Annotated in this window: 18 protein-coding genes; 12 read left to right on the top strand and 6 right to left on the bottom strand. The window is 62.6% G+C overall.

Annotated elements, in window-relative coordinates:
* Positions 1 to 4 precede the first annotated feature (4 nt).
* The 5 genes from F6X37_RS13985 (at position 5) to F6X37_RS13965 (ending at position 5,074) form a co-directional block, all read left to right on the top strand.
* Positions 5 to 1,216: an acyl-CoA dehydrogenase family protein gene (locus F6X37_RS13985; RefSeq protein ID WP_187611724.1), complete on the top strand. Its 1,212-nt coding sequence runs from the start codon at positions 5 to 7 to the stop codon at positions 1,214 to 1,216.
* Positions 1,217 to 1,293: 77 nt separating this feature from the next.
* The gene (locus F6X37_RS13980) at positions 1,294 to 2,454 is read left to right on the top strand and encodes an acyl-CoA dehydrogenase family protein (RefSeq protein WP_187611723.1); all 1,161 of its coding nucleotides are present in this window, start codon (positions 1,294 to 1,296) and stop codon (positions 2,452 to 2,454) included.
* Between the two features lie 19 nt (positions 2,455 to 2,473).
* Positions 2,474 to 3,211 carry an enoyl-CoA hydratase gene (locus tag F6X37_RS13975; protein WP_187611722.1) on the top strand — a complete coding sequence of 246 codons (738 nt, stop codon included), beginning with the start codon at positions 2,474 to 2,476 and terminating at the stop codon, positions 3,209 to 3,211.
* A gap of 69 nt (positions 3,212 to 3,280) precedes the next feature.
* Positions 3,281 to 4,060, top strand: a complete 780-nt coding sequence (locus F6X37_RS13970) for an SDR family NAD(P)-dependent oxidoreductase (protein WP_187611721.1) — start codon at positions 3,281 to 3,283, stop codon at positions 4,058 to 4,060.
* A 21-nt stretch (positions 4,061 to 4,081) separates the two neighbouring features.
* Positions 4,082 to 5,074, top strand: a complete 993-nt coding sequence (locus tag F6X37_RS13965; RefSeq protein ID WP_187611720.1) for an NAD(P)H-dependent flavin oxidoreductase — start codon at positions 4,082 to 4,084, stop codon at positions 5,072 to 5,074.
* A 67-nt stretch (positions 5,075 to 5,141) separates the two neighbouring features.
* Here F6X37_RS13965 and F6X37_RS13960 read toward each other — a convergent pair whose 3' ends face one another.
* On the bottom strand, positions 5,142 to 6,122 hold the full coding sequence (locus F6X37_RS13960; RefSeq protein ID WP_316251963.1) for a FadR/GntR family transcriptional regulator: 981 nt from the start codon (positions 6,120 to 6,122) through the stop codon (positions 5,142 to 5,144).
* A 224-nt stretch (positions 6,123 to 6,346) separates the two neighbouring features.
* Here F6X37_RS13960 and F6X37_RS13955 point away from each other — a divergent pair, with 224 nt between their 5' ends.
* Positions 6,347 to 7,411: a hypothetical protein gene (locus F6X37_RS13955; RefSeq protein WP_221307639.1), complete on the top strand. Its 1,065-nt coding sequence runs from the start codon at positions 6,347 to 6,349 to the stop codon at positions 7,409 to 7,411.
* 68 nt (positions 7,412 to 7,479) lie between these two features.
* On the opposite strand, the gene F6X37_RS13950 is transcribed toward F6X37_RS13955, so the two are convergent.
* Genes F6X37_RS13950 through F6X37_RS13930 form a run of 5 tightly spaced genes read right to left on the bottom strand, consistent with a single transcriptional unit; the run spans position 7,480 to position 12,048 of the window.
* The gene (locus F6X37_RS13950; RefSeq protein WP_184032198.1) at positions 7,480 to 8,256 is read right to left on the bottom strand and encodes an enoyl-CoA hydratase-related protein; all 777 of its coding nucleotides are present in this window, start codon (positions 8,254 to 8,256) and stop codon (positions 7,480 to 7,482) included.
* 43 nt (positions 8,257 to 8,299) lie between these two features.
* Positions 8,300 to 9,064, bottom strand: a complete 765-nt coding sequence (locus F6X37_RS13945) for a glucose 1-dehydrogenase (protein WP_184061969.1) — start codon at positions 9,062 to 9,064, stop codon at positions 8,300 to 8,302.
* A gap of 38 nt (positions 9,065 to 9,102) precedes the next feature.
* Positions 9,103 to 10,356: a CaiB/BaiF CoA transferase family protein gene (locus F6X37_RS13940; protein WP_187611719.1), complete on the bottom strand. Its 1,254-nt coding sequence runs from the start codon at positions 10,354 to 10,356 to the stop codon at positions 9,103 to 9,105.
* 2 nt (positions 10,357 to 10,358) lie between these two features.
* The gene (locus tag F6X37_RS13935) at positions 10,359 to 10,835 is read right to left on the bottom strand and encodes a MaoC family dehydratase (protein ID WP_187611718.1); all 477 of its coding nucleotides are present in this window, start codon (positions 10,833 to 10,835) and stop codon (positions 10,359 to 10,361) included.
* Positions 10,836 to 10,884: 49 nt separating this feature from the next.
* Complete coding sequence (locus tag F6X37_RS13930) at positions 10,885 to 12,048, bottom strand: acyl-CoA dehydrogenase family protein (protein ID WP_187611767.1); 1,164 nt, start codon at positions 12,046 to 12,048, stop codon at positions 10,885 to 10,887.
* Positions 12,049 to 12,433: 385 nt separating this feature from the next.
* Between F6X37_RS13930 and F6X37_RS13925 the strand changes: the two genes are divergently transcribed.
* The 6 genes from F6X37_RS13925 (at position 12,434) to F6X37_RS13900 (ending at position 17,466) form a co-directional block, all read left to right on the top strand.
* Positions 12,434 to 12,799 carry a Zn-ribbon domain-containing OB-fold protein gene (locus F6X37_RS13925; RefSeq protein WP_018425526.1) on the top strand — a complete coding sequence of 122 codons (366 nt, stop codon included), beginning with the start codon at positions 12,434 to 12,436 and terminating at the stop codon, positions 12,797 to 12,799.
* Between the two features lie 59 nt (positions 12,800 to 12,858).
* Entirely contained in the window at positions 12,859 to 14,010 is a 1,152-nt protein-coding gene (locus F6X37_RS13920) for a thiolase (protein WP_187611717.1), read from the top strand.
* Positions 14,011 to 14,115: 105 nt separating this feature from the next.
* The gene (locus F6X37_RS13915) at positions 14,116 to 14,916 is read left to right on the top strand and encodes an enoyl-CoA hydratase/isomerase family protein (protein ID WP_187611716.1); all 801 of its coding nucleotides are present in this window, start codon (positions 14,116 to 14,118) and stop codon (positions 14,914 to 14,916) included.
* Positions 14,917 to 14,927: 11 nt separating this feature from the next.
* Positions 14,928 to 15,734, top strand: coding sequence for an enoyl-CoA hydratase/isomerase family protein (locus tag F6X37_RS13910; RefSeq protein WP_187611715.1), 807 nt, complete (start codon positions 14,928 to 14,930; stop codon positions 15,732 to 15,734).
* 17 nt (positions 15,735 to 15,751) lie between these two features.
* Positions 15,752 to 16,567, top strand: a complete 816-nt coding sequence (locus tag F6X37_RS13905) for an enoyl-CoA hydratase/isomerase family protein (RefSeq protein WP_187611714.1) — start codon at positions 15,752 to 15,754, stop codon at positions 16,565 to 16,567.
* Positions 16,568 to 16,611: 44 nt separating this feature from the next.
* A complete protein-coding gene (locus tag F6X37_RS13900; protein ID WP_187611713.1) occupies positions 16,612 to 17,466 on the top strand; it encodes an SDR family oxidoreductase in 855 nt (284 codons plus the stop codon).
* The last annotated feature ends 3 nt before the right edge of the window (positions 17,467 to 17,469 follow it).

The raw sequence follows: 17,469 nt of genomic DNA, 5'->3' as shown, positions 1-17,469 counted from the left end.
AACCATGGATTTTCGCGTAGATCCCGCGGACATCGCGTTCCGCAAAGAAGTTCGTGCGTTCCTCAACGAGCATTTGCCGGCCGACCTGGCCTTTCGCGGGCAGCAGGGCTTTCTGGCAGGTGACGACGATTCACAGCGCTGGACTCGCATCTTGCACGAAACGCACGGCTGGTCGGTGCCGCATTGGCCGGTTGCTGACGGCGGCACGGGGTGGACCGCGATGCAGCGTTACATCTTCGAGGAAGAATGCTATCTGGCAGGCGCACCGATACAGAATCAGGCGGGCGTGTCGCTCGTCGGACCCGTGATTTGCGAGTTTGGCAACGAAGAGCAGAAGCGCCGCTTTCTTCCTCCTATTCAGCGTGGTGAAGTGTTCTGGGTACAGGGTTTTTCAGAGCCGGGCTCGGGTTCCGATCTTGCATCGCTACGTACGACGGCGGTTCGCGATGGAGACCACTACATCGTCAATGGACAGAAGATCTGGAGCAGCTTCGGCGCCTACGGTCAATGGAATTTCGTGCTGGTCCGCACGGATAGCGAAGCGAAGCCACAAAAGGGCATTTCCTTCCTGCTGCTCGACATGTCGTCGCCGGGCGTTACCGTACGGCCGATCGCGTCGCTCGATGGCTGCCATCACCTGGCGGAAGTCTTCTACGACAACGTGCGTGTGCCCGCTGAAAACCTTATTGGCGAGGTCAACAAGGGGTGGGGATACACCAAGTTTCTGCTGTTTAACGAGCGGGCGTTTCTTGGCGCTGAAGCGCCTGCCCTCAAGCGCTATCTGCGCAAGATCCGGCACTACGCCTCGCGCGAACGGATGGCCGGCAAGCCATTGATCCAGGATCCGACGTTTGCGGCACGTTTCGCGCAGCACGAATTGGAGGTTCGCGCGATCGACATGGCGGTGCAGAAAATCCTGCATCAAGGGATAGACGAGCGCAGCGGCGGTATGGCGATCGGATCCATGCTCAAAGTGCGCGGATCTGAACTCCATCAGAAGCTCACGGAGATGCTGCTTGAGGTGATCGGCGATTACGGCGCCGTGTTCTATCCCGATCCGAATGAAGAGCGAGAGCTGCGCGAGGCCCGGTTCATCGGACCTGAATACGCGCCAGGCCTGGCGGCAGAGGTCTTCTATCGACGGGCTTGCTCGATCTATGGCGGGACGGCCGAAATTCAGCGAAACATCATCGCCAAAGCACTGTTCGATCTTTGACGCCGTATCGAGTCACGACGGTCTTCGATCCCCGAGACGTGGGATCGCATCAATTGCCGGCATAAAGAGGGTGCAGCATGGACTTCGAGTTGAGCGACGAACAGCGGATGTTGCAGGAAAGCGCGCAACGTTTCTTGCAAAAGAGTTATACGTTCGAACATCGTCGCAATCTTGCTTCGCAAGGAGGCGGATTTTCGCGCGAGACGTGGCATACGTTCGGCGAAATGGGTTGGCTCGGTGTCGCGGTGCCGGATGAATTGGGCGGGCTCGGTTTCTCGTCAGTCGAAAGCGCCATCGTGGCCGAGCAGATCGGGCGCGCGCTGGTGCTGGAACCATACGTGATGTGTGGTGTGTTTCCTGCGTCGCTTGTCACGCGCTGCGGGCGAGACGGGCAGCGCGAGGCGATACTTGGCGAGATCGTTTCGGGCGAGACTGTCTACGCAGTCGCGCACAGTGAACGTGAAGCGCGGGGTCAGGTGCATTACGTGACGGCCGCCGCGAAGAAGACAGAGGACGGGTCGTGGCGGCTGGACGGCTATAAGACGCTCGTGGTTGGAGCGCCCGTTGCAGACCGTCTGCTCGTCGTCGCTCGAGCGGCGGGTGCAGCCGATGCTACGGACGGCATCGGGGTTTTCGTCGTCGATCCGAAGCAGGCAGGCGTGACGCTGAAGACTTGCGCGTTGCTCGACGGCACGCCATCTGCCGACTTGCTGCTCGATGGTGTGATCGTCGCAGAATCGAATGTTCTGGGTGAGGCTGGGCGAGCGTTCGAAGGACTGCAGGCCGCCGTTGACGAAGCGGTCGTTGCGATCTGTGCCGAACTGGTGGGCGATATGGAAGACGCTATCGAGCTCGCGTCGGAGTACTTGAAAACGCGCAAGCAGTTCGGGGTGGCGATTGGCAGCTTCCAGGCGCTGCAACACCGGATGGCCGACATGGCGATCGAAGCGATGCAGGCGCGCGCAACACTGCACCGTGCGTTGCTCTCTATCAGCGAGGACAGGGAGAACCGGAGCGTCGAAATCTCGGGCTGCAAGGCACAGACCACGCGTGGCGCGAAGTTCGTCACGCAACAGGGTATCCAGTTGCACGGTGGCTACGGCATCACGGATGAATACAAGGTGGGCCATCACTATCGCCGTCATCTGGTGCTCGACGCATTGTTCGGCAACGCGGACTACCACCTGAATCGCTACGCACGCCAGATTCAGCACGAGGCATTGGTCGCGGCGGCGTGAACCCTTTCGAGGCATTGCCATGAACGCGAAAGCAACCGATCTGCTCGGCGTGCAGAGTGACGAAACGGTTCTCACGTTGACACTGAACCGGCCCGCGGCCCGCAACGCACTGAACCTCGCATTGACCGAAGCGCTGGTCGACGCATTGCAACGTTTCGAAGCGGACCAAAGCCTGCGCGTCCTAATCGTGACGGGCGCCGATCCGGCCTTTTGTGCTGGGCTCGACCTGAATGATTTTTCCGCGCCGGATGCGCCGCGCACGCGGGTCGCGGACATGATCGATATGTGGCCGCGCATCACCAAGCCGGTAATCGCGGCGGTCAACGGCGCTGCCGTTACAGGCGGGCTGGAACTTGCAATGGGGTGCGATTTCATCATCGCGTCCGAGCGTGCGCGCTTTGCCGACACGCACACGAAAATCGGCGCGCTCGCGGGGGGCGGCATGACCGCGAGGTTGCCGTATATCGTGGGTCCGCGGTGGGCGAAGCAGTTCAGCTTGACGAGCGATCCGATTGACGCGGCCACGGCGTTGCGCATCGGCCTCGTGAACGAGGTGGTCAGCCACGAGCAACTGATGGAGCGGGCAGCGTCACTAGCGAAGACGATTGCGAGCCGCCGCCCCGACCTCGTCGCGATGGTCAAGCGGGTGATCGATCAGGGTGCGTTAGCTTCGCTGGAAGAGGCGTTGCGGATCGAGAAGGCGGCATTGGCGCAAAGAAAGCAAAGCGGCGGCATGGCGTGGCAGGTGGGGAAATAATCGCTTGCCTGAGCGAAGCGCGCGACGCGAGGGCTTTCATCGACAAGCCTCCATTTTTGTGGAGTACGTATGCCCTCATCGCTTTTTGACCTCACGGACAAGGTCGCAATCGTCACCGGATCGAGTCGCGGCATCGGCTATGCCAGTGCGCTCGGCATGGCGGAACATGGCGCCAAAGTCGTCGTTTCCGGCCGTAACGCCGACGCCTGCGAAACCGCCGCGCAAGCCATCAACGAAAAGGTCGGAACTCCGGTGGCCTTGCCGTTTGCCTGCAACATCGGCCGAAAAGCGGAGTTGCAAGGTCTCGTGGCTGCGGCGAACGGCGAGTGGGGCAGGGTCGACATCGTGATGGCCAATGCGGCGATTCACCCGTGGATAGGCTCGGCACTCGATCTGCAAGACGAAACGTTCAACAAGTTCATGCAGGTCAACGTCCAGAGCAATATCTGGCTCGCGCAGATGACCGTGCCCGGCATGATCGAGCGTGGCTATGGGCGCTTTATTTCGGTGGCATCCGTGGTTGGCCTGTTCGGCGATGCCGTGACGGGAACCTACGGGCTCACCAAAGCCGCCGACATGCAGCTCGTGAGAAACCTCGCGATGGAATTCGCCGCAAAGGGTGTCACTGCCAATTGCATCGCGCCTGGCACCTTCAAGACCGAGATGGCGCGATCGCAATGGGAGGACGAGGCGATGGTCGAATGGTACCGGGGTCGCAATCCATCACAGCGCTTCGGCGAGGTCGACGAGATCGCCGGGCTAGCCGTGATGCTCGCATCGCGTTCGGGCGGCTATATCAACGGCCAGACGATCGCGGTGGATGGCGGCCACACGATCTCGTTTCGCTGACCTGCAGGAGGGAAGGACATCGTGCGCCCCCAGATGTTCAGGACGCGAATCACCGATCTGCTCGGTATTCGTCACCCGATACTTTGCGGCGGTCTTGGGCCGCGCGTGTCCGACGCACGGTATGTCGCGGCCGTCGTCAACGCAGGCGGCATGGGCTTTATCGTCGGCGCGGGCTTTCCTGATTCCGACGAATTCCGCAACGAGTTGCGCACCTGTCGTGAACTCACCGGTGCACAGAATTTCGGCGTCAATCTCTACATATCGCGGCAAGCGGGCGGAGTGGAGCGCGTCAAGCAACAGATCCGCATTCTGATCGAAGAGAACGTTGCCTGCGTGGAGACCGCCGGTGCGAGCCCCGAAGCGGTCGTGCCGTTGCTCAAGGAGGCGGGCATCAAGGTTTTGCACAAGGTGCCCGCTGTGCGCTATGCACATACGGCGGTGCGGATGGGCGTCGACGGTGTGATCGTCGTCGGCAATGAGTGCGGCGGCCATCCAGGCATCTACCAGATCGGTAGCATCGTGCAGGCCGCGCAGGCGCCGCGGGAGATTGGCTTGCCGGTTGTGATCGGCGGCGGCATCGGCACCGGGCGGCAGCTTGCGGGCGTGCTGGCGATGGGCGCCGACGCGGTCATCATGGGCACGCGCATGATGGTCGCCGAGGAGCTGTGGATTCATCCTGAAGTCAAGGCGAAGGTGGTGGCGGGCGACGGCAGCGAAAGCGTCGTGGTCAAGTCTGCGATTCGCGATCATCACCGTGTGCTGCGCAACGAGAGCGCCGAGGCGGTCATGGAACTGGATCGCGCGCAGGTGAGCGAGTTCGAGCGGTTCCGCCCTCACGTGATGGGCGCACTCGCGCACCAGGCTTACGTGACCGGCGACACGCGCAAGGGCATGATCGACTATGGGCATGCCGCGGTGTTTGCCGACGCGGTCAGGAAGGTCGAGGCAATTTTCGACGAGATGATCGACGACGCGGTGGCGGCGTCGAACCGGCTGAGCACGCTGACGCCGTAGATGGCTAGCACGGCGACGGATCGGGATCGGTGATCGTTGAGGCGAACACGCAAGCGCAGCGCGGCCGCTACTCCAGCCACGTCCTGATCCCCGCGATGTAGTCGGCCATTTGCCGGCGAGCCTGCTCTTTATCGCGGGCAATGATCGCGCGCGCGATCTCGCGATGGTATTCCTTGATCCTCGCCACGACGCGGTCGCGGTCCGTTCGGCTGCGCCGATGAAATGTGGAATGCGCATCGGCAAGTTGCAGGGCGATGCCGTCGAAGAGACGCAGTGCGGGATCGCCGCAAAGTTCAGCGAGCAGGAAATGAAATCGCAGCAACTCATCGGCGCCGGCACGACCGTCGAGTTGCGCCTCGGCCTGAACCTGGTCGTGCACGCGTCGCTCACCTTCATGGTCGAGCCGTTCGATGACGAGATCCAGGACGGCCAGTTCGAGCGTGCGGCGCGTCGCGAGAATATCGCGCGGCGCGATGCCCGCATACTCCAGATAGACGCTGACTGCCTGCATCGTCGCGCTCAGGTCCGGCTGGGCGACGATCACGCCGCCTGCGGTGCCGCGCTGCACCCTCACGATGCAGTGGTGCTCGAGCAAGCGGATCGCTCCGCGCAACGCAGCGCGACTTACTCCATGGACCTTCATCAATTCCTGCTCGGAGCCGAGCGGTAGTCCTGCCGGCCATCCCAGATCGATGATGTGCTTCAGCAGCGCCATGAAGAGCGTCTGCGCGCGCGTGATCGGTGCGCCGATCGCATTGCGCTTGCGGCGCGACTCGGCAGTTGGGGGCAGCGCAGGCGTCATCGCGGCCAGCATCGAGAGCCACTGCTGGCGCGGGGCTTGGCCAGGATGCATGTTGTCGCGCAGCTTTTCGCGGCGTTGCGCGGCGAACTGGCTGAAGAGGGCGACGTCGGCTGCCGGGACGACCAGTGTCAGGCTCACCATGCCTTCGGACTTCTTGCGGGTGCGATAAGCGGCGACGCGTTCGGCAGACGACTTTGGCATGTCCGGGATCAGTATTAAATGCGAACGACGTTCAATATATCGCACATGATCGTTGCATGTAACGAAGCTTTCGTGCGCGCAGGCAGCGCGCGTTTCCGGACCGCAGAGAAAGCCGGTAAATCAATACGTTAGCTCCTGTGCCCCTGTGCTGATCGCGCGCCGGGCGTGCTCGTGGCCAGACGAGCGGATCGACCGGTTTTCAGCCACGCGCGAGGATACCTATAGTGAGCCGCTCCAACCACTTCACCATCGTGACGGGTGTAACGACCATGAGCGACACCAAACTATCCATGCCGCGCCGCGGCGACTTTGGCTGGCAGCCTCTTGTCAGCGCCTTCGAGCCCACCATCGAGGACATGCTGTCCAACCGCGCCTACTTCGGCATGCCGCCCGAAGCGCTCTACCTGTGGGGAACGCTGCGCGACGAGGATGGCGAGATCTATTGCCCGATGCGGCGGATTCCCGCTGGCCTGCGGACCGACGCGAAGGACACGCGGCGGCGTTTCTACCTGTGCACGACGCTCGGCCACGACGACGGCATGCATATGCATCCGGTAGGCAAGGAATCGGTGCCGAACGATGGATTCGCAAGAACGCTCGAAGAGGAGCGCATCCACTGGCGAAGCCACCCGCAGGCGCCCGGCAATCGCTTTCACGTCACCTGGACGCCCGAGGATTGCAGCTGGTACGAAGAGAACGGCATGGATATCAAGGGCAAGCTCGTCAAGCCCGGCATGCACTGGTATCTGCCGGGCCGCGACGCGGGCATGTACTACGTCGCGAACATCTTCGAGATGGAAGGGACGATACTCGGAAAGAAGGTCCGCGGCATGATCGGCTTCGATCCGATCCATATGTACGAGGGCGGCGAGATCTACAAGACGAAAGATGCGCTGGTGCAGGAGAAGCTGGAACTCGTCTGGTACACGTGGGCGACGCGTTATAAGGATGGCAGCATCGACTTCGGGCACTTCACGCTCGGTAACGACATGTTCGGCTTCGCGATTCTCGGCAACGAGAAGGGCGAGGTGCGCTTTACCTATGACGTGACGGGCACCATCGATTTCGGCGCGAATGGGTATTGGCAGGAAGGCATCCGTTACTCAGCGTTCGGCGAAGAGTGGGAGTTCATGCCCGATCCGCGCGGGCGTCTGGTCGGTCTCGGGACGCTCAAGAATCCGCAGGTGGACGGCCGCTGGCGGCGCGTGGGCGATGCGCGCGAGCCTGACGTGTGGTTCGCATGGGGCGAAGCCGCCCCGGAGCATGGCAGCCGCCCCATCAACCGGCTCCCGGGGCTTGGCACGCGTGTCGGCGTGAACTTCCGCAAATACTGAACTTCGGCGCGCGTATGCGCAAAGGGCGACGCCGAAGCCGAGCGTCGCCCTGCCGGCATTTGCGCCGGTCACTTCACGTACTTGCGAAACTCCGGCTTGCGCTTTTCGCGGAACGCATTGCCGCCTTCCTTCGATTCGTCGGTGTCGTAGTACATCGCAAGCGCCTGCATCGCGAACGCGCCGATGCCGCGGATGTTCTCGGTATCGATATTGAACGAGCGCTTGGCGAGCGCAATAGCGGTGGGGCTCATCTGCAGAATCTCGTCGCACCACTTCTTCGTTTCGGCGTCGAGTTGTTCCGCGGGCACGACGGCGTTGATGAGACCCCAGTCGAGCGCCTGTTTCGCGCTGTATTTGCGGCACAGGTACCAGATTTCCCGCGCGCGCTTCTCGCCGACGATGCGCGCGAGGTAGGCGGTGCCGAAGCCCGGATCGACCGACCCGACCTTCGGGCCGACCTGACCGAAGACCGCGGTCTCGGCAGCGATGGCGAGATCGCAGAGCGTCACCAGCACGTTGCCGCCGCCGATTGCATAGCCGTTCACGCGTGCGATCACGGGCTTCGGAATGTCGCGGATGATGCTTTGCAGTTCCTCGATCGGCAGCCCGACGGTGCCGCGCCCGTTGTAGCCGTCGCCGGACTGGTCGCCGCCCGTGCAGAACGCCTTGTCGCCTGCGCCCGTGAGCACCACGACGCCGATATCCTTGTTCCATCCCGCGAGGCCGAAGGCCTTGATGAGCTCCTCGACGGTGTTGGCGCTGAATGCGTTGTACACCTTCGGGCGATTGATGGTGATCGTCGCGACCCCGTCCGCCTCCTGATAGCCGATGTCCTTGAATTCCATGTCGTATTCCAATGTTGTTGATTGATTGCGTTCGCGGAGCCGTTTATCCAGCCATCGTCAGACCGCCCGACACGCTGATGACCTGACCGCTGATGAACGCGGCGTCGTCACTCGCGAGAAAGGCCACCACGCCCGGGATGTCGCCAGGTTCGCCCATGCGGCCGAACGGCACGGCCTTCACGAGGGCGGCCTTGATGCGCTCGCCTTTCTCGCCCTGCGCGAGGTTGTCGAGAAGCGGGGTCGCGGTCGGGCCGGGGCAAACGACGTTGACGGGAATCATCTGGCGGGCCATTTCGCGTGCCATCGTCTTCGTGAAGGCGATGAGGCCGCCTTTGCAGAACGAGTACACCGCTTCCATCGAGGAGCCCACGCGTCCCGCATCCGACGAGATGTTGACGACGCGGCCACGGCCACGTTCGGCCATCCGTCGCAGCACGGCATGGTGCATGTTCAGCGGTCCGTACAGATTGATCGCCACCACTTTGTCCCAGAACGGTTTCTCGGTTTGCAGGAAGAACGCACCCATGTCCCAGCCGGCGTTGTTCACGAGAACCTCGATCGGTCCCAGTTCTTCCTCGACTCTCGCCACCGCAGCATGCACACCTTCGTGATCCGTGATGTCGACGCGGTAGGCTCGCGCCTTGCCGCCCGCCGCCTCGATTTCCGCCGCGACACGCACGGCGCCTTCTTCGTTCAGGTCGAACAGCGCGACGGTCGAACCTTCGTCGCCGAATCGTCTGCTGATGGCGGAACCGATCCCACCTGCCGCGCCAGTGACGACGACGACCTTCTCCTTGAGCCCCTTCATTGATTCCCTCCGTGATGTGCGAGGCGCTGTCGCGCCAGTTAATCCTTGCTCAGCGCTTCCGATACGGCTTCGCCCCTTCCTGTGGCCAGGGCGAGGAGCGCGCTCGCTTCGTCCGCGCTATATCCCGCTTCGACCAGAACCTCGGTGCTGTGCTCGCCGAGATTCGGCGGCAGATAGCGAACGTTGCCGGGCGACTCGGAGAAGTGCACCGGTATCGAGGTCATGACCATGTCGCCTTCGGTCGGGTGCTCGAAGCGCTGGAAGAACCCGGTCTCCTTGATGTACGCGTCGTGCATCAGGTCTTTCAGGTCGCGCACGGGACCGTGCGGCACGTCCGCCGAGGCGAAGATCGCATTCCATTCCGCAGTCGTCTTGTTGCGGATGGCGTCGCCGACGATGCGATACAGCTCGCTGATGTTGCGCATGCGCTCGGCCATGTGGTGGAAGCGCGGGTCGTCGAGCAGATGCGCTGCATCGATTGCGCACAGCACGCGGCGCCATTGCTCGTTATTCACGGCGAGCAGGCAGATATGCCCGTCTTTTGTCGCATAGGGCCGGCGGTGCGGCGAGAACATGCGCGGATAGCCCAGGCCGGTTCCGTCATTGGAGCCCAGCGCACCTTCCCAGAGATGCTCGAAAAGATTGAATTGCAGCATCGTTTCGAACATCGGCACATGGACGAGCTGGCCGACACCGGTCCGCTCGCGGTGATAGAGCGCCATGCCGATCGACGACGCCAGCACGTAGCCGCAGAACTTGTCGACGATCACGGTGGGGAAGTACCGCGGCGAGCCGTCCGCGTCGCGGTTCATCGCGGCAATGCCGGTTTCGCCCTGAATCACGTCGTCGAAAGCGGGGCGGTCCTTGTAGGGTCCGTCGATTCGATAGCCGGCACCCGACGCATACACGATGCGTGGGTTGCGCGCCCGCACGGTTTCATAGTCGATGCCGAGGCGCTCGGCGGCACTCGGGCGCATGCTGTGCACGATGACGTCGGCGGTCTCGACGAGCTTGAGCAGCGCTTCGCGGCATTCGGCCTGCTTCAGGTTCAGGATCACGCTGCGCTTGTTGCGGTTCATGATCGTATAGAACACTGCCATGTCGGGATTGCGGCCAGGGCCATTCTTGCGGTTCTGGTCGCCTTCGGGCGGTTCGATCTTGATGACGTCCGCGCCCATGTCGCCGAGTAGCTGCGTGGCGACCGGACCGAGCACGTTGATGGTCAGGTCGATCACGCGGACACCGGCTAACGGGCCGGTCGCCGGTTCGAGGGGTTGTTGGGGATTTTCCATGCTCAGGCCTTGTATTCCTTGCCTTTAACGAGTCTGAGCGGCGTGTACACCATCACTTCCGTGCCGTCCTGCCTGATCACGCGGTTACGGGTGCGCACCAGCCCAAGTCCGGGGCGCCCCTTGCTAGGCCTGCATTCGATCACCTCGCATTCCACGTGAATCGTGTCGCCCACATAGGTCGGGCCTTTGATGTCGAGTTCCATGTTGAGGAACGCGAAGCCGACGCCCTGCATGGTGGCCTGCGTGAGCAGCCCTTCCATCAGCGTGAAGACCAGCGCGCCCGGCGCGACGCGCCCCTTGATGGCCGACTGCTCGCGAAGAAACTCGGTGTTGGTGAACAGAACTTCCAGCATGCCTGTCACCGAAACAAAATTCACGACATCCGTTTCGGTCACCGTGCGGCCCACGGTCTTGAACCTGCGTCCAACGGGCAGGTCCTCCCAGTGAATTCCCAGACCAACCGTTTCGATTTCTTCCATTGCCTGTCCTCTGTCGTTGTCGGCTCGGCTGTTAGCTGAGCTGTCGTTGTCAGTTCTTCTTGATGCGGCCCAGCACGCTGTCCGCGACGATGTTGCGTTGGATCTGGTTGGTGCCTTCGATGATCTGCACCACCTTCGCGTCGCGGAAATAACGGTTGATCGGGTACTCGTTGGAGATGCCTGCGGCGCCGAATAGCTGCACGGCATCGGTCGCGACCTTCATGGCGACATCCGACGCGAACATCTTCGCCATCGCCGCCATTGGGGCGAGTTCACGGCCGCTAACGCCCGCATCGACGAGCGACGCCGTGCGATAGACGAGTTGGCGCGCGGCCTCGGTCTGGGTGACCATGTCAGCGATCATCCAGCGCACACCCTGAAAGTTGCTGATGCTCTGGCCGAATGCAACGCGGTCCTGAATGAATTTGACGGTGTGATCGATCGCGCCCTGCGCGATGCCAACCGCGCGCGCGGCCACGATGGGACGGCTCGTATTGAGCGCCTCCATTGCCACCTTGAACCCCTGGCCGCCTTCCGGCCCGAGACGGTCTTCCGCGCGGATGAAGGCATCGTCGAAATAAAGGGGGCACGACGCCACGCCGCGCGCGCCCATCTTGTCTTCTTCGTTGCCGATCGTCAGGCCCGGCGTGTTGCGATCGACGATGAAAAGATTGATCCCCAGCGCCTGTCCTTCCTCGTCGAGCGTCCTGGCGGCGACGAGAATGAAGTCGGCGATATGCGAATTCGTGCACCAGATCTTTGAGCCGTTGAGCACATAGCCGCCGTTCTTGCGGCGCGCTGTCGTGCGAATGCCCGAAACGTCGGAGCCGCTTTGAGCCTCGGTAATGGAGAGAGCACCGCGTAAGTCACCGGAGGCGAGACCCGGCAGCAGGCGAGCCTTCTGCTCTTCCGTGCCGCCTTCGAGAATCGCTCCGAACGGTGTCCATTGCACGACCAGCAGATAGCCCGTGTTGTAGCAAACCCGCCCGAACTCCTCGACCGCGATGCACGCCGACATCACGCTGCCGGCACCGCCATACGCCTCAGGAAACGGCAACGTGAAGAGGCCAAGCTCCTTGAGCAGTGCGTACATGTCGTGCGGATACCCGGCCGTACGGTCGATCTCGTCGGCCCGCGGCGCCACGCGCTCCCGTGCGACGCGACGGATGAGGTCGCGGATCTGAAGCTGGTCGTCTGTTAGTTCGTATGTCACTTCGAGCTCTCTTGCTAACGGTTTTTTCGGGCCGGCCCCGGATTCGTCTCCGGAGTGGGGATACGTCGCCCCCGCCGACCACTTCCTGATCACATTCGAAGTCTTCACTTTTATGAACGATGTTCGATAAATTAAACGAAGGGCCGGGTGATCGTCAAGCGCTGAAACCGGCTCCCGCGGGTTTGTCCGAGGTGCGTCGGGAATTTGGTCGGGATGTAGTTTCAGCCTTGCGCGGCGGGGCACGGCAGGGCTTTCCCGCCGTTGACAGCGCGCTCCCAGTGCGTTTAATATTTGGAACAGTGTTCGGTTATTTGTTCCATTTTGGCCCGACAGAACGGCTCGATTCGGCGCGAGCCCATGGCAAAACAATTTGGAGGAGCGGGGAATGGACTCTCTTTGTCCTGAAGTCGATTATCAGAAATTCCTGGCCGAGGGCCGCTTGATGATCCAGCGCAGCCGCGGCAGCGGCCGCTATGTCTTCTACCCGCGGGTGGCTGAGCCGGTTACCGGGATGCGCGATCTGGAGTGGGTCGAAGCCTGCGGGAAGGGGACGGTTTATTCCACTACCGTGGTGCGCCAGAAATCGCCCACGCCCAGCTACAACGTCGCAGTGATCGATCTGGAAGAAGGTGTGCGCATGCTGAGTTGTGTGGAGGGCATCGAGCCGGAGGCCGTGCGCATTGGCATGCCGGTGCAGGCGAAGATCGTGTACCGAGGGGATGCGGCATTGCTTGTGTTCGAACCAGCCTGACGCCCGCTAACCCGCAGCCGGCCGTCAACAGCCGGTCACACCGATGAAAGGTAGATCGAATGGAATTCAACTTGCGCGGGCGTACCGCACTGGTGGCAGGCGCCACCTATGGGATGGGGGAAGCACCTGGCTTGTCGTCACTGGACCTTGCTGCGCGTGCGTCCGTTGACGCGCTCGCCCAGGTGGGACTTACGCCTGGCGATGTAGACGGCCTTTTCGTGTGCACGCCGGACGACATGCTGTCGGGTCTCACGTTTGCCGAATACCTCGGTATTAACCCGAAGTTCACCGACAACAACCGAAGCGGCGGATCGGCGTTCGAAATCTACGCGCACACGGCGGCCATGGCGTTGTGTACGGGACAGATCGATGTTGCCTTGATTGCATATGGGAGCAATCAGCGCAGCGCGGCGGGCAAGCTCGTGCAGTCGTCGCGTCCTTCGCCGTGGGAGAGCCCGTATAAGCCGATGAATCCGGTGTCGTCGTATGCGCTTGCGGCGGCGCGTCATATGCATCAGTACGGCACGAAGCGTGAGCATCTGGCCGAGGTGGCCGTCGCCGCGCGCAAGTGGGCGCAACTGAATCCGGATGCGTATATGCGCACGCCCCTGTCGATCGACGACGTGATGGGCGCGCGCCTCGTGTCGGATCCGCTTTCCGTGCGCGATTGCTGCCTCGTGACGGATGGCGCGGCAGCGATCGTCATGGTGCGCGCCGAGCGAGCGCGTGATCTCACCGACAAGCCGGTGTATCTGCTCGGCGCAGCTTCGGCCACTTCGCACCGCGAAATCGCGAGCATGCCGGATCTCACGGTGACTGCCGCAGCGGAATCGGGCAGGCGTGCGTATCAAATGGCGGGCGTGAAGGCGAACGATATCGATGTCGCGATGCTGTACGACGCCTTCACGATCAACACCATTCTGTTTCTCGAAGACCTCGGCTTTTGCCCTAAAGGCGAAGGCGGCCACTTCGTTTCAGACGGCGGCATCGCGCCGGGCGGCCGGCTCGCGGTCAATACGAACGGCGGCGGTTTGTCCTGCGTTCACCCCGGCATGTATGGGCTGTTCCTGATGGAAGAATCGATGCGGCAGTTGACGGGCCGCGCTGGTGAGCGCCAGATACCCGGTGCGAAGCTGGCGATCGCGCACGGTAACGGTGGTGTGCTCTCGAGCCAGGCCACGGTGATTCTCGGGACGCAGGAAACCCTGTAAAGACACGCTGTGAGACACGCCGCCCGCCAGGGTCACTGTCAACAGCTTTGCATGGGATCGGAGTAAGCGCTAAAGCGCTAACCGCGATCGACAGGAGACGGACAGATGAGCGAAGAGACCAGCAACGATGCAGCAGAGATCGTACAGGTCCGGCAAGACGGTGCAATCGCGATCGTCACATTGAACTATCCCCAACGGCGAAACGCGTTTTCGCTAAAGATGCGCGAGACGTTGTACGCGCAGCTTTATCGCCTGATGCATCATGAGGAAGCCTGCCGTGCGATCGTACTGACCGGCGCGGGCAATACGTTTTGCGCGGGTGGGGACATCTCGGAGATGCAGACGCGCAAGGTGCTCGAATATCGACAGCGCAATGAACTGCCGCTCGATATATTCAGACTGATGGTGGAAGGCCCGAAAGCGATCGTCGCCGCCGTCGAAGGGTTTGCGTTTGGCGCTGGTCTGTCGCTCGCCGCCGCTTGCGATTACGTCGTCACATCGACGGCCGCGCGATACGCGAGCGCGTTCGTCAAGGTCGGACTGCTGCCCGATACGGGGCTCTATTGGTCGTTGTCGCAGCGCGTGGGCGGTGGCCTTGCACGCGAGCTCATGTTGAGTGCTCGTGAGTTCAACGGCGTCGAAGCGGGCGAGACCGGTTTTGCCAATCAGGTCGTCGAGCCCGGCGAGGCGCTGAACGCGGCCTCGAAGGTGGCGCAACTGTACGCGGAACTGCCCTCGGTGGCCACCGCGCACCTGAAGGCCGCGCTCGCGACGGGCATCCGTACGCTCGACGACGCCATCGAAGCGGAAGTCAACCTGCAGCCCATCCTGCGCCGCAGCCGCGAACACCAGGAGGCAGTGAGCGCCTTCATGGAAAAGCGCAAGCCGGTGTTCGTGGCCGACTGAAGGAAGCCAACATGAGCGAAAAAGAAACGGCAGAAAACGATACGACGTCGCTGATCGAGGTGACCCGCGAGGGACCGGTCGCGATCGTGACGCTAAACAATCCCCGACGCCGCAACGCGATGGGACGTCAGATGCGTCAGTGGTTGCGCGACACGATGCATCGGCTGATGGTGGGCGATCCGGACTCGCGGGCAATCGTCCTGACGGGCGCGGGCGAGCACTTTTGCGCCGGCGCCGACATCTCCGAGATGACGCAGCGCACGATCCTGCAAAGCCGCGAGATTCTGGCGGAGTCGTGCGTGGTAGTGCGTGAAATGCAGGCGGGACCCAAGCCGGTCGTGGCGGCCGTGGAAGGCGTAGCCTTCGGCGCCGGGCTGTCGCTCGTGGTCGCGACCGACTATGTCGTGGCTGCATCGAATGCGCGCTTTTGCGCGGCGTTTCTGCGCGTCGGCCTGATTCCGGACACCGGTATTCTGTGGACGCTTCCGAAGCGCATCGGCATGGCTCGCGCGAGGGAGATGCTCTCGCTCGCCACTGAAATCGACGGAGACAAGGCCGGCACGATTCACCTTGCCAACGAAGTCGTCGGGCCGGGTACTGCGCGCGCAAAGGCAATCGAAGTTGCGCGCGGTCTTGCCGACTTGCCGCCGCTCGGCGTGGCGCTGCTGAAGGACGCGCTGACCAACGCGGCGACGACCATGGAAGGCGCGCTGCGAGCCGAGATCGACTATCAGCCCATCCTGCGTCAGTCGAAAGACCATCAGGCTGCCTGTAAGGCGTTTATGGAAAAGACCAAACCGGTCTTCACGGGTGAGTGAGCGCGGGGAGCAATGCGATGAGTATCGAGCAGAAGGAAAAAGCCGCGGGCGCCGACGAGATCGTGCAGGTGCGCCGTCAAGGCGACGTGAGCATTGTCACGATGAACTATCCCGAGCGCCGTAACGCGTTCTCCATGAGGATGCGCGTTGCGCTGACCGAGGTCTTGCACCGGCTGATGCACAACGATCCGCAAACGCGCGCCATTGTGCTGACAGGCGCGGGCGGCCATTTTTGCGCGGGCGGCGACCTGTCCGAAATGCACGCGACCACTCTACAGTTGCTGGCGCTTCGTGAGCGCATCGCGGTGGGCGTGCGTCTGTTCAAGCTGATTTATACGGGCACGAAGCCGGTCGTCGCGGCGGTGGAGGGCACGTGCTACGGAGCGGGGCTCTCGCTGGCCGCTGCATGCGATGTCGTGGTCGGTGCCGATACCGCGAAGTACTCATGTGCGTTCGGCAAGGTCGGACTGCTTCCCGACACTGGAATTCTATGGACGCTGCCGCAAAAGGTCGGCGGCAGCAAGGCGCGTGAGTTGATGCTGAAAGGCGATGTCATCGACGCGGCCACGGCGCGCCGCATCGGCCTGGTCAGCGAGGTGGTCGCGAGCGGCGGCGCGCTCGATGCGGCGATCGAGGCCGCGGCGCGCTTCGCGAACTATCCGCCAGTGACGCTGGCGCTCCTGAAGGCGAGCCTCGTCAATGCGGGCAATTCGATCGAAGACGCATGCCGCCTCGAAACTGACCTCAATCCGCTGACCCGTCAAACGAGCGACCACGCGGAGGCGGTGACGGCCTTCATGGAAAAACGCAAGCCGGTTTTCACGGGTGCCTGACGCCGCCATTCTCCGTTGCTGTCCCTACTGGAAGTTCAACGCATATGTTTACGCCTGACCTGCTGAAGAACAAAAGAATCCTCATCACCGGGGGAGGCACCGGCCTTGGTAAGAGTATCGGCCTGCGCTACCTCGAACTGGGCGCCGATCTCTTCATCTGCGGTCGCCGCAAGGAAGTGCTGGACGCGACGGCCGACGAGTTTCGCGGCGTCGTGCCTGGCGCGCGTGTCACGACGGTGCAGGCGGACGTGCGCAGCGCCGAGTCCGTCGAGTCGATGATGGAGACCATCTGGCGCGATGGTCCGCTCGACGTATTGCTGAACAACGCGGCGGCCAACTTCATCGCGCGCACGGAAAGCCTGTCGGCGCGCGCGGTGGATGCGGTGCTCGACATCGTGCTGCACGGCAGCTTCTATTGCACGATCGCGGCGGGCAAGCGCTGGATCGACGCGGGTCACCCGGGCAACGTGATCAGTACCGTATCGACGCCCACGATGACCGGCTCGGCCTTTACCGTGCCGTCCGCGGCCGCGAAGGCGGGTATTCTCGCCATGACCCGCAGCCTTGCGGTCGAGTGGGGCCCGAAGGGCATTCGCCTGAACGCGGTGGCGCCCGGACTGTTCCCGACGCCGGGCGCATGGGAGCAGTTGTACCCGCCGGGCTCGCAGGTCGAGCCGCAGGAGCGCTCGGTGCCGCTGAGGCGCTTCGGCGATCACGCGGAACTTGCCAATCTCTACGCTTATCTGGCGTCCAATGGCTCCGGCTACATCACCGGCGACATGATCGTGATCGACGGCGGCCGCTGGATGCAGGGTGTTGGCGGCCCGACCTTCCGTGCGATGCAGGACTGGACCGACGAGCAATGGGACGCCATGCGCGCCCACGCTCGCAAGGGTTGAACC

Source organism: Paraburkholderia sp. 31.1 (assembly GCF_014397645.1).
Taxonomy (GTDB): Bacteria; Pseudomonadota; Gammaproteobacteria; order Burkholderiales; family Burkholderiaceae; genus Paraburkholderia; species Paraburkholderia tuberum.
The sequence above is the reverse complement of the archived record's forward strand: the minus strand, read 5'-3'. Positions and strand labels throughout refer to the sequence as shown.

What these genes read in the sequence shown, in the direction of transcription:
- F6X37_RS13985 (WP_187611724.1), top strand. Translation starts at nt 5, where the DNA reads ATGGATTTTCGCGTAGATCCCGCGGACATCGCGTTCCGCAAAGAAGTT.
- F6X37_RS13975 (WP_187611722.1), top strand. Translation starts at nt 2,474, where the DNA reads ATGAACGCGAAAGCAACCGATCTGCTCGGCGTGCAGAGTGACGAAACG.
- F6X37_RS13950 (WP_184032198.1), bottom strand. Translation starts at nt 8,256, where the DNA reads ATGGAATTCAAGGACATCGGCTATCAGGAGGCGGACGGGGTCGCGACG.
- F6X37_RS13935 (WP_187611718.1), bottom strand. Translation starts at nt 10,835, where the DNA reads ATGGAAGAAATCGAAACGGTTGGTCTGGGAATTCACTGGGAGGACCTG.
- F6X37_RS13915 (WP_187611716.1), top strand. Translation starts at nt 14,116, where the DNA reads ATGAGCGAAGAGACCAGCAACGATGCAGCAGAGATCGTACAGGTCCGG.
- F6X37_RS13980 (WP_187611723.1), top strand. Translation starts at nt 1,294, where the DNA reads ATGGACTTCGAGTTGAGCGACGAACAGCGGATGTTGCAGGAAAGCGCG.
- F6X37_RS13920 (WP_187611717.1), top strand. Translation starts at nt 12,859, where the DNA reads ATGGAATTCAACTTGCGCGGGCGTACCGCACTGGTGGCAGGCGCCACC.
- F6X37_RS13910 (WP_187611715.1), top strand. Translation starts at nt 14,928, where the DNA reads ATGAGCGAAAAAGAAACGGCAGAAAACGATACGACGTCGCTGATCGAG.
- F6X37_RS13905 (WP_187611714.1), top strand. Translation starts at nt 15,752, where the DNA reads ATGAGTATCGAGCAGAAGGAAAAAGCCGCGGGCGCCGACGAGATCGTG.
- F6X37_RS13945 (WP_184061969.1), bottom strand. Translation starts at nt 9,064, where the DNA reads ATGAAGGGGCTCAAGGAGAAGGTCGTCGTCGTCACTGGCGCGGCAGGT.
- F6X37_RS13940 (WP_187611719.1), bottom strand. Translation starts at nt 10,356, where the DNA reads ATGGAAAATCCCCAACAACCCCTCGAACCGGCGACCGGCCCGTTAGCC.
- F6X37_RS13900 (WP_187611713.1), top strand. Translation starts at nt 16,612, where the DNA reads ATGTTTACGCCTGACCTGCTGAAGAACAAAAGAATCCTCATCACCGGG.
- F6X37_RS13970 (WP_187611721.1), top strand. Translation starts at nt 3,281, where the DNA reads ATGCCCTCATCGCTTTTTGACCTCACGGACAAGGTCGCAATCGTCACC.
- F6X37_RS13955 (WP_221307639.1), top strand. Translation starts at nt 6,347, where the DNA reads ATGAGCGACACCAAACTATCCATGCCGCGCCGCGGCGACTTTGGCTGG.
- F6X37_RS13925 (WP_018425526.1), top strand. Translation starts at nt 12,434, where the DNA reads ATGGACTCTCTTTGTCCTGAAGTCGATTATCAGAAATTCCTGGCCGAG.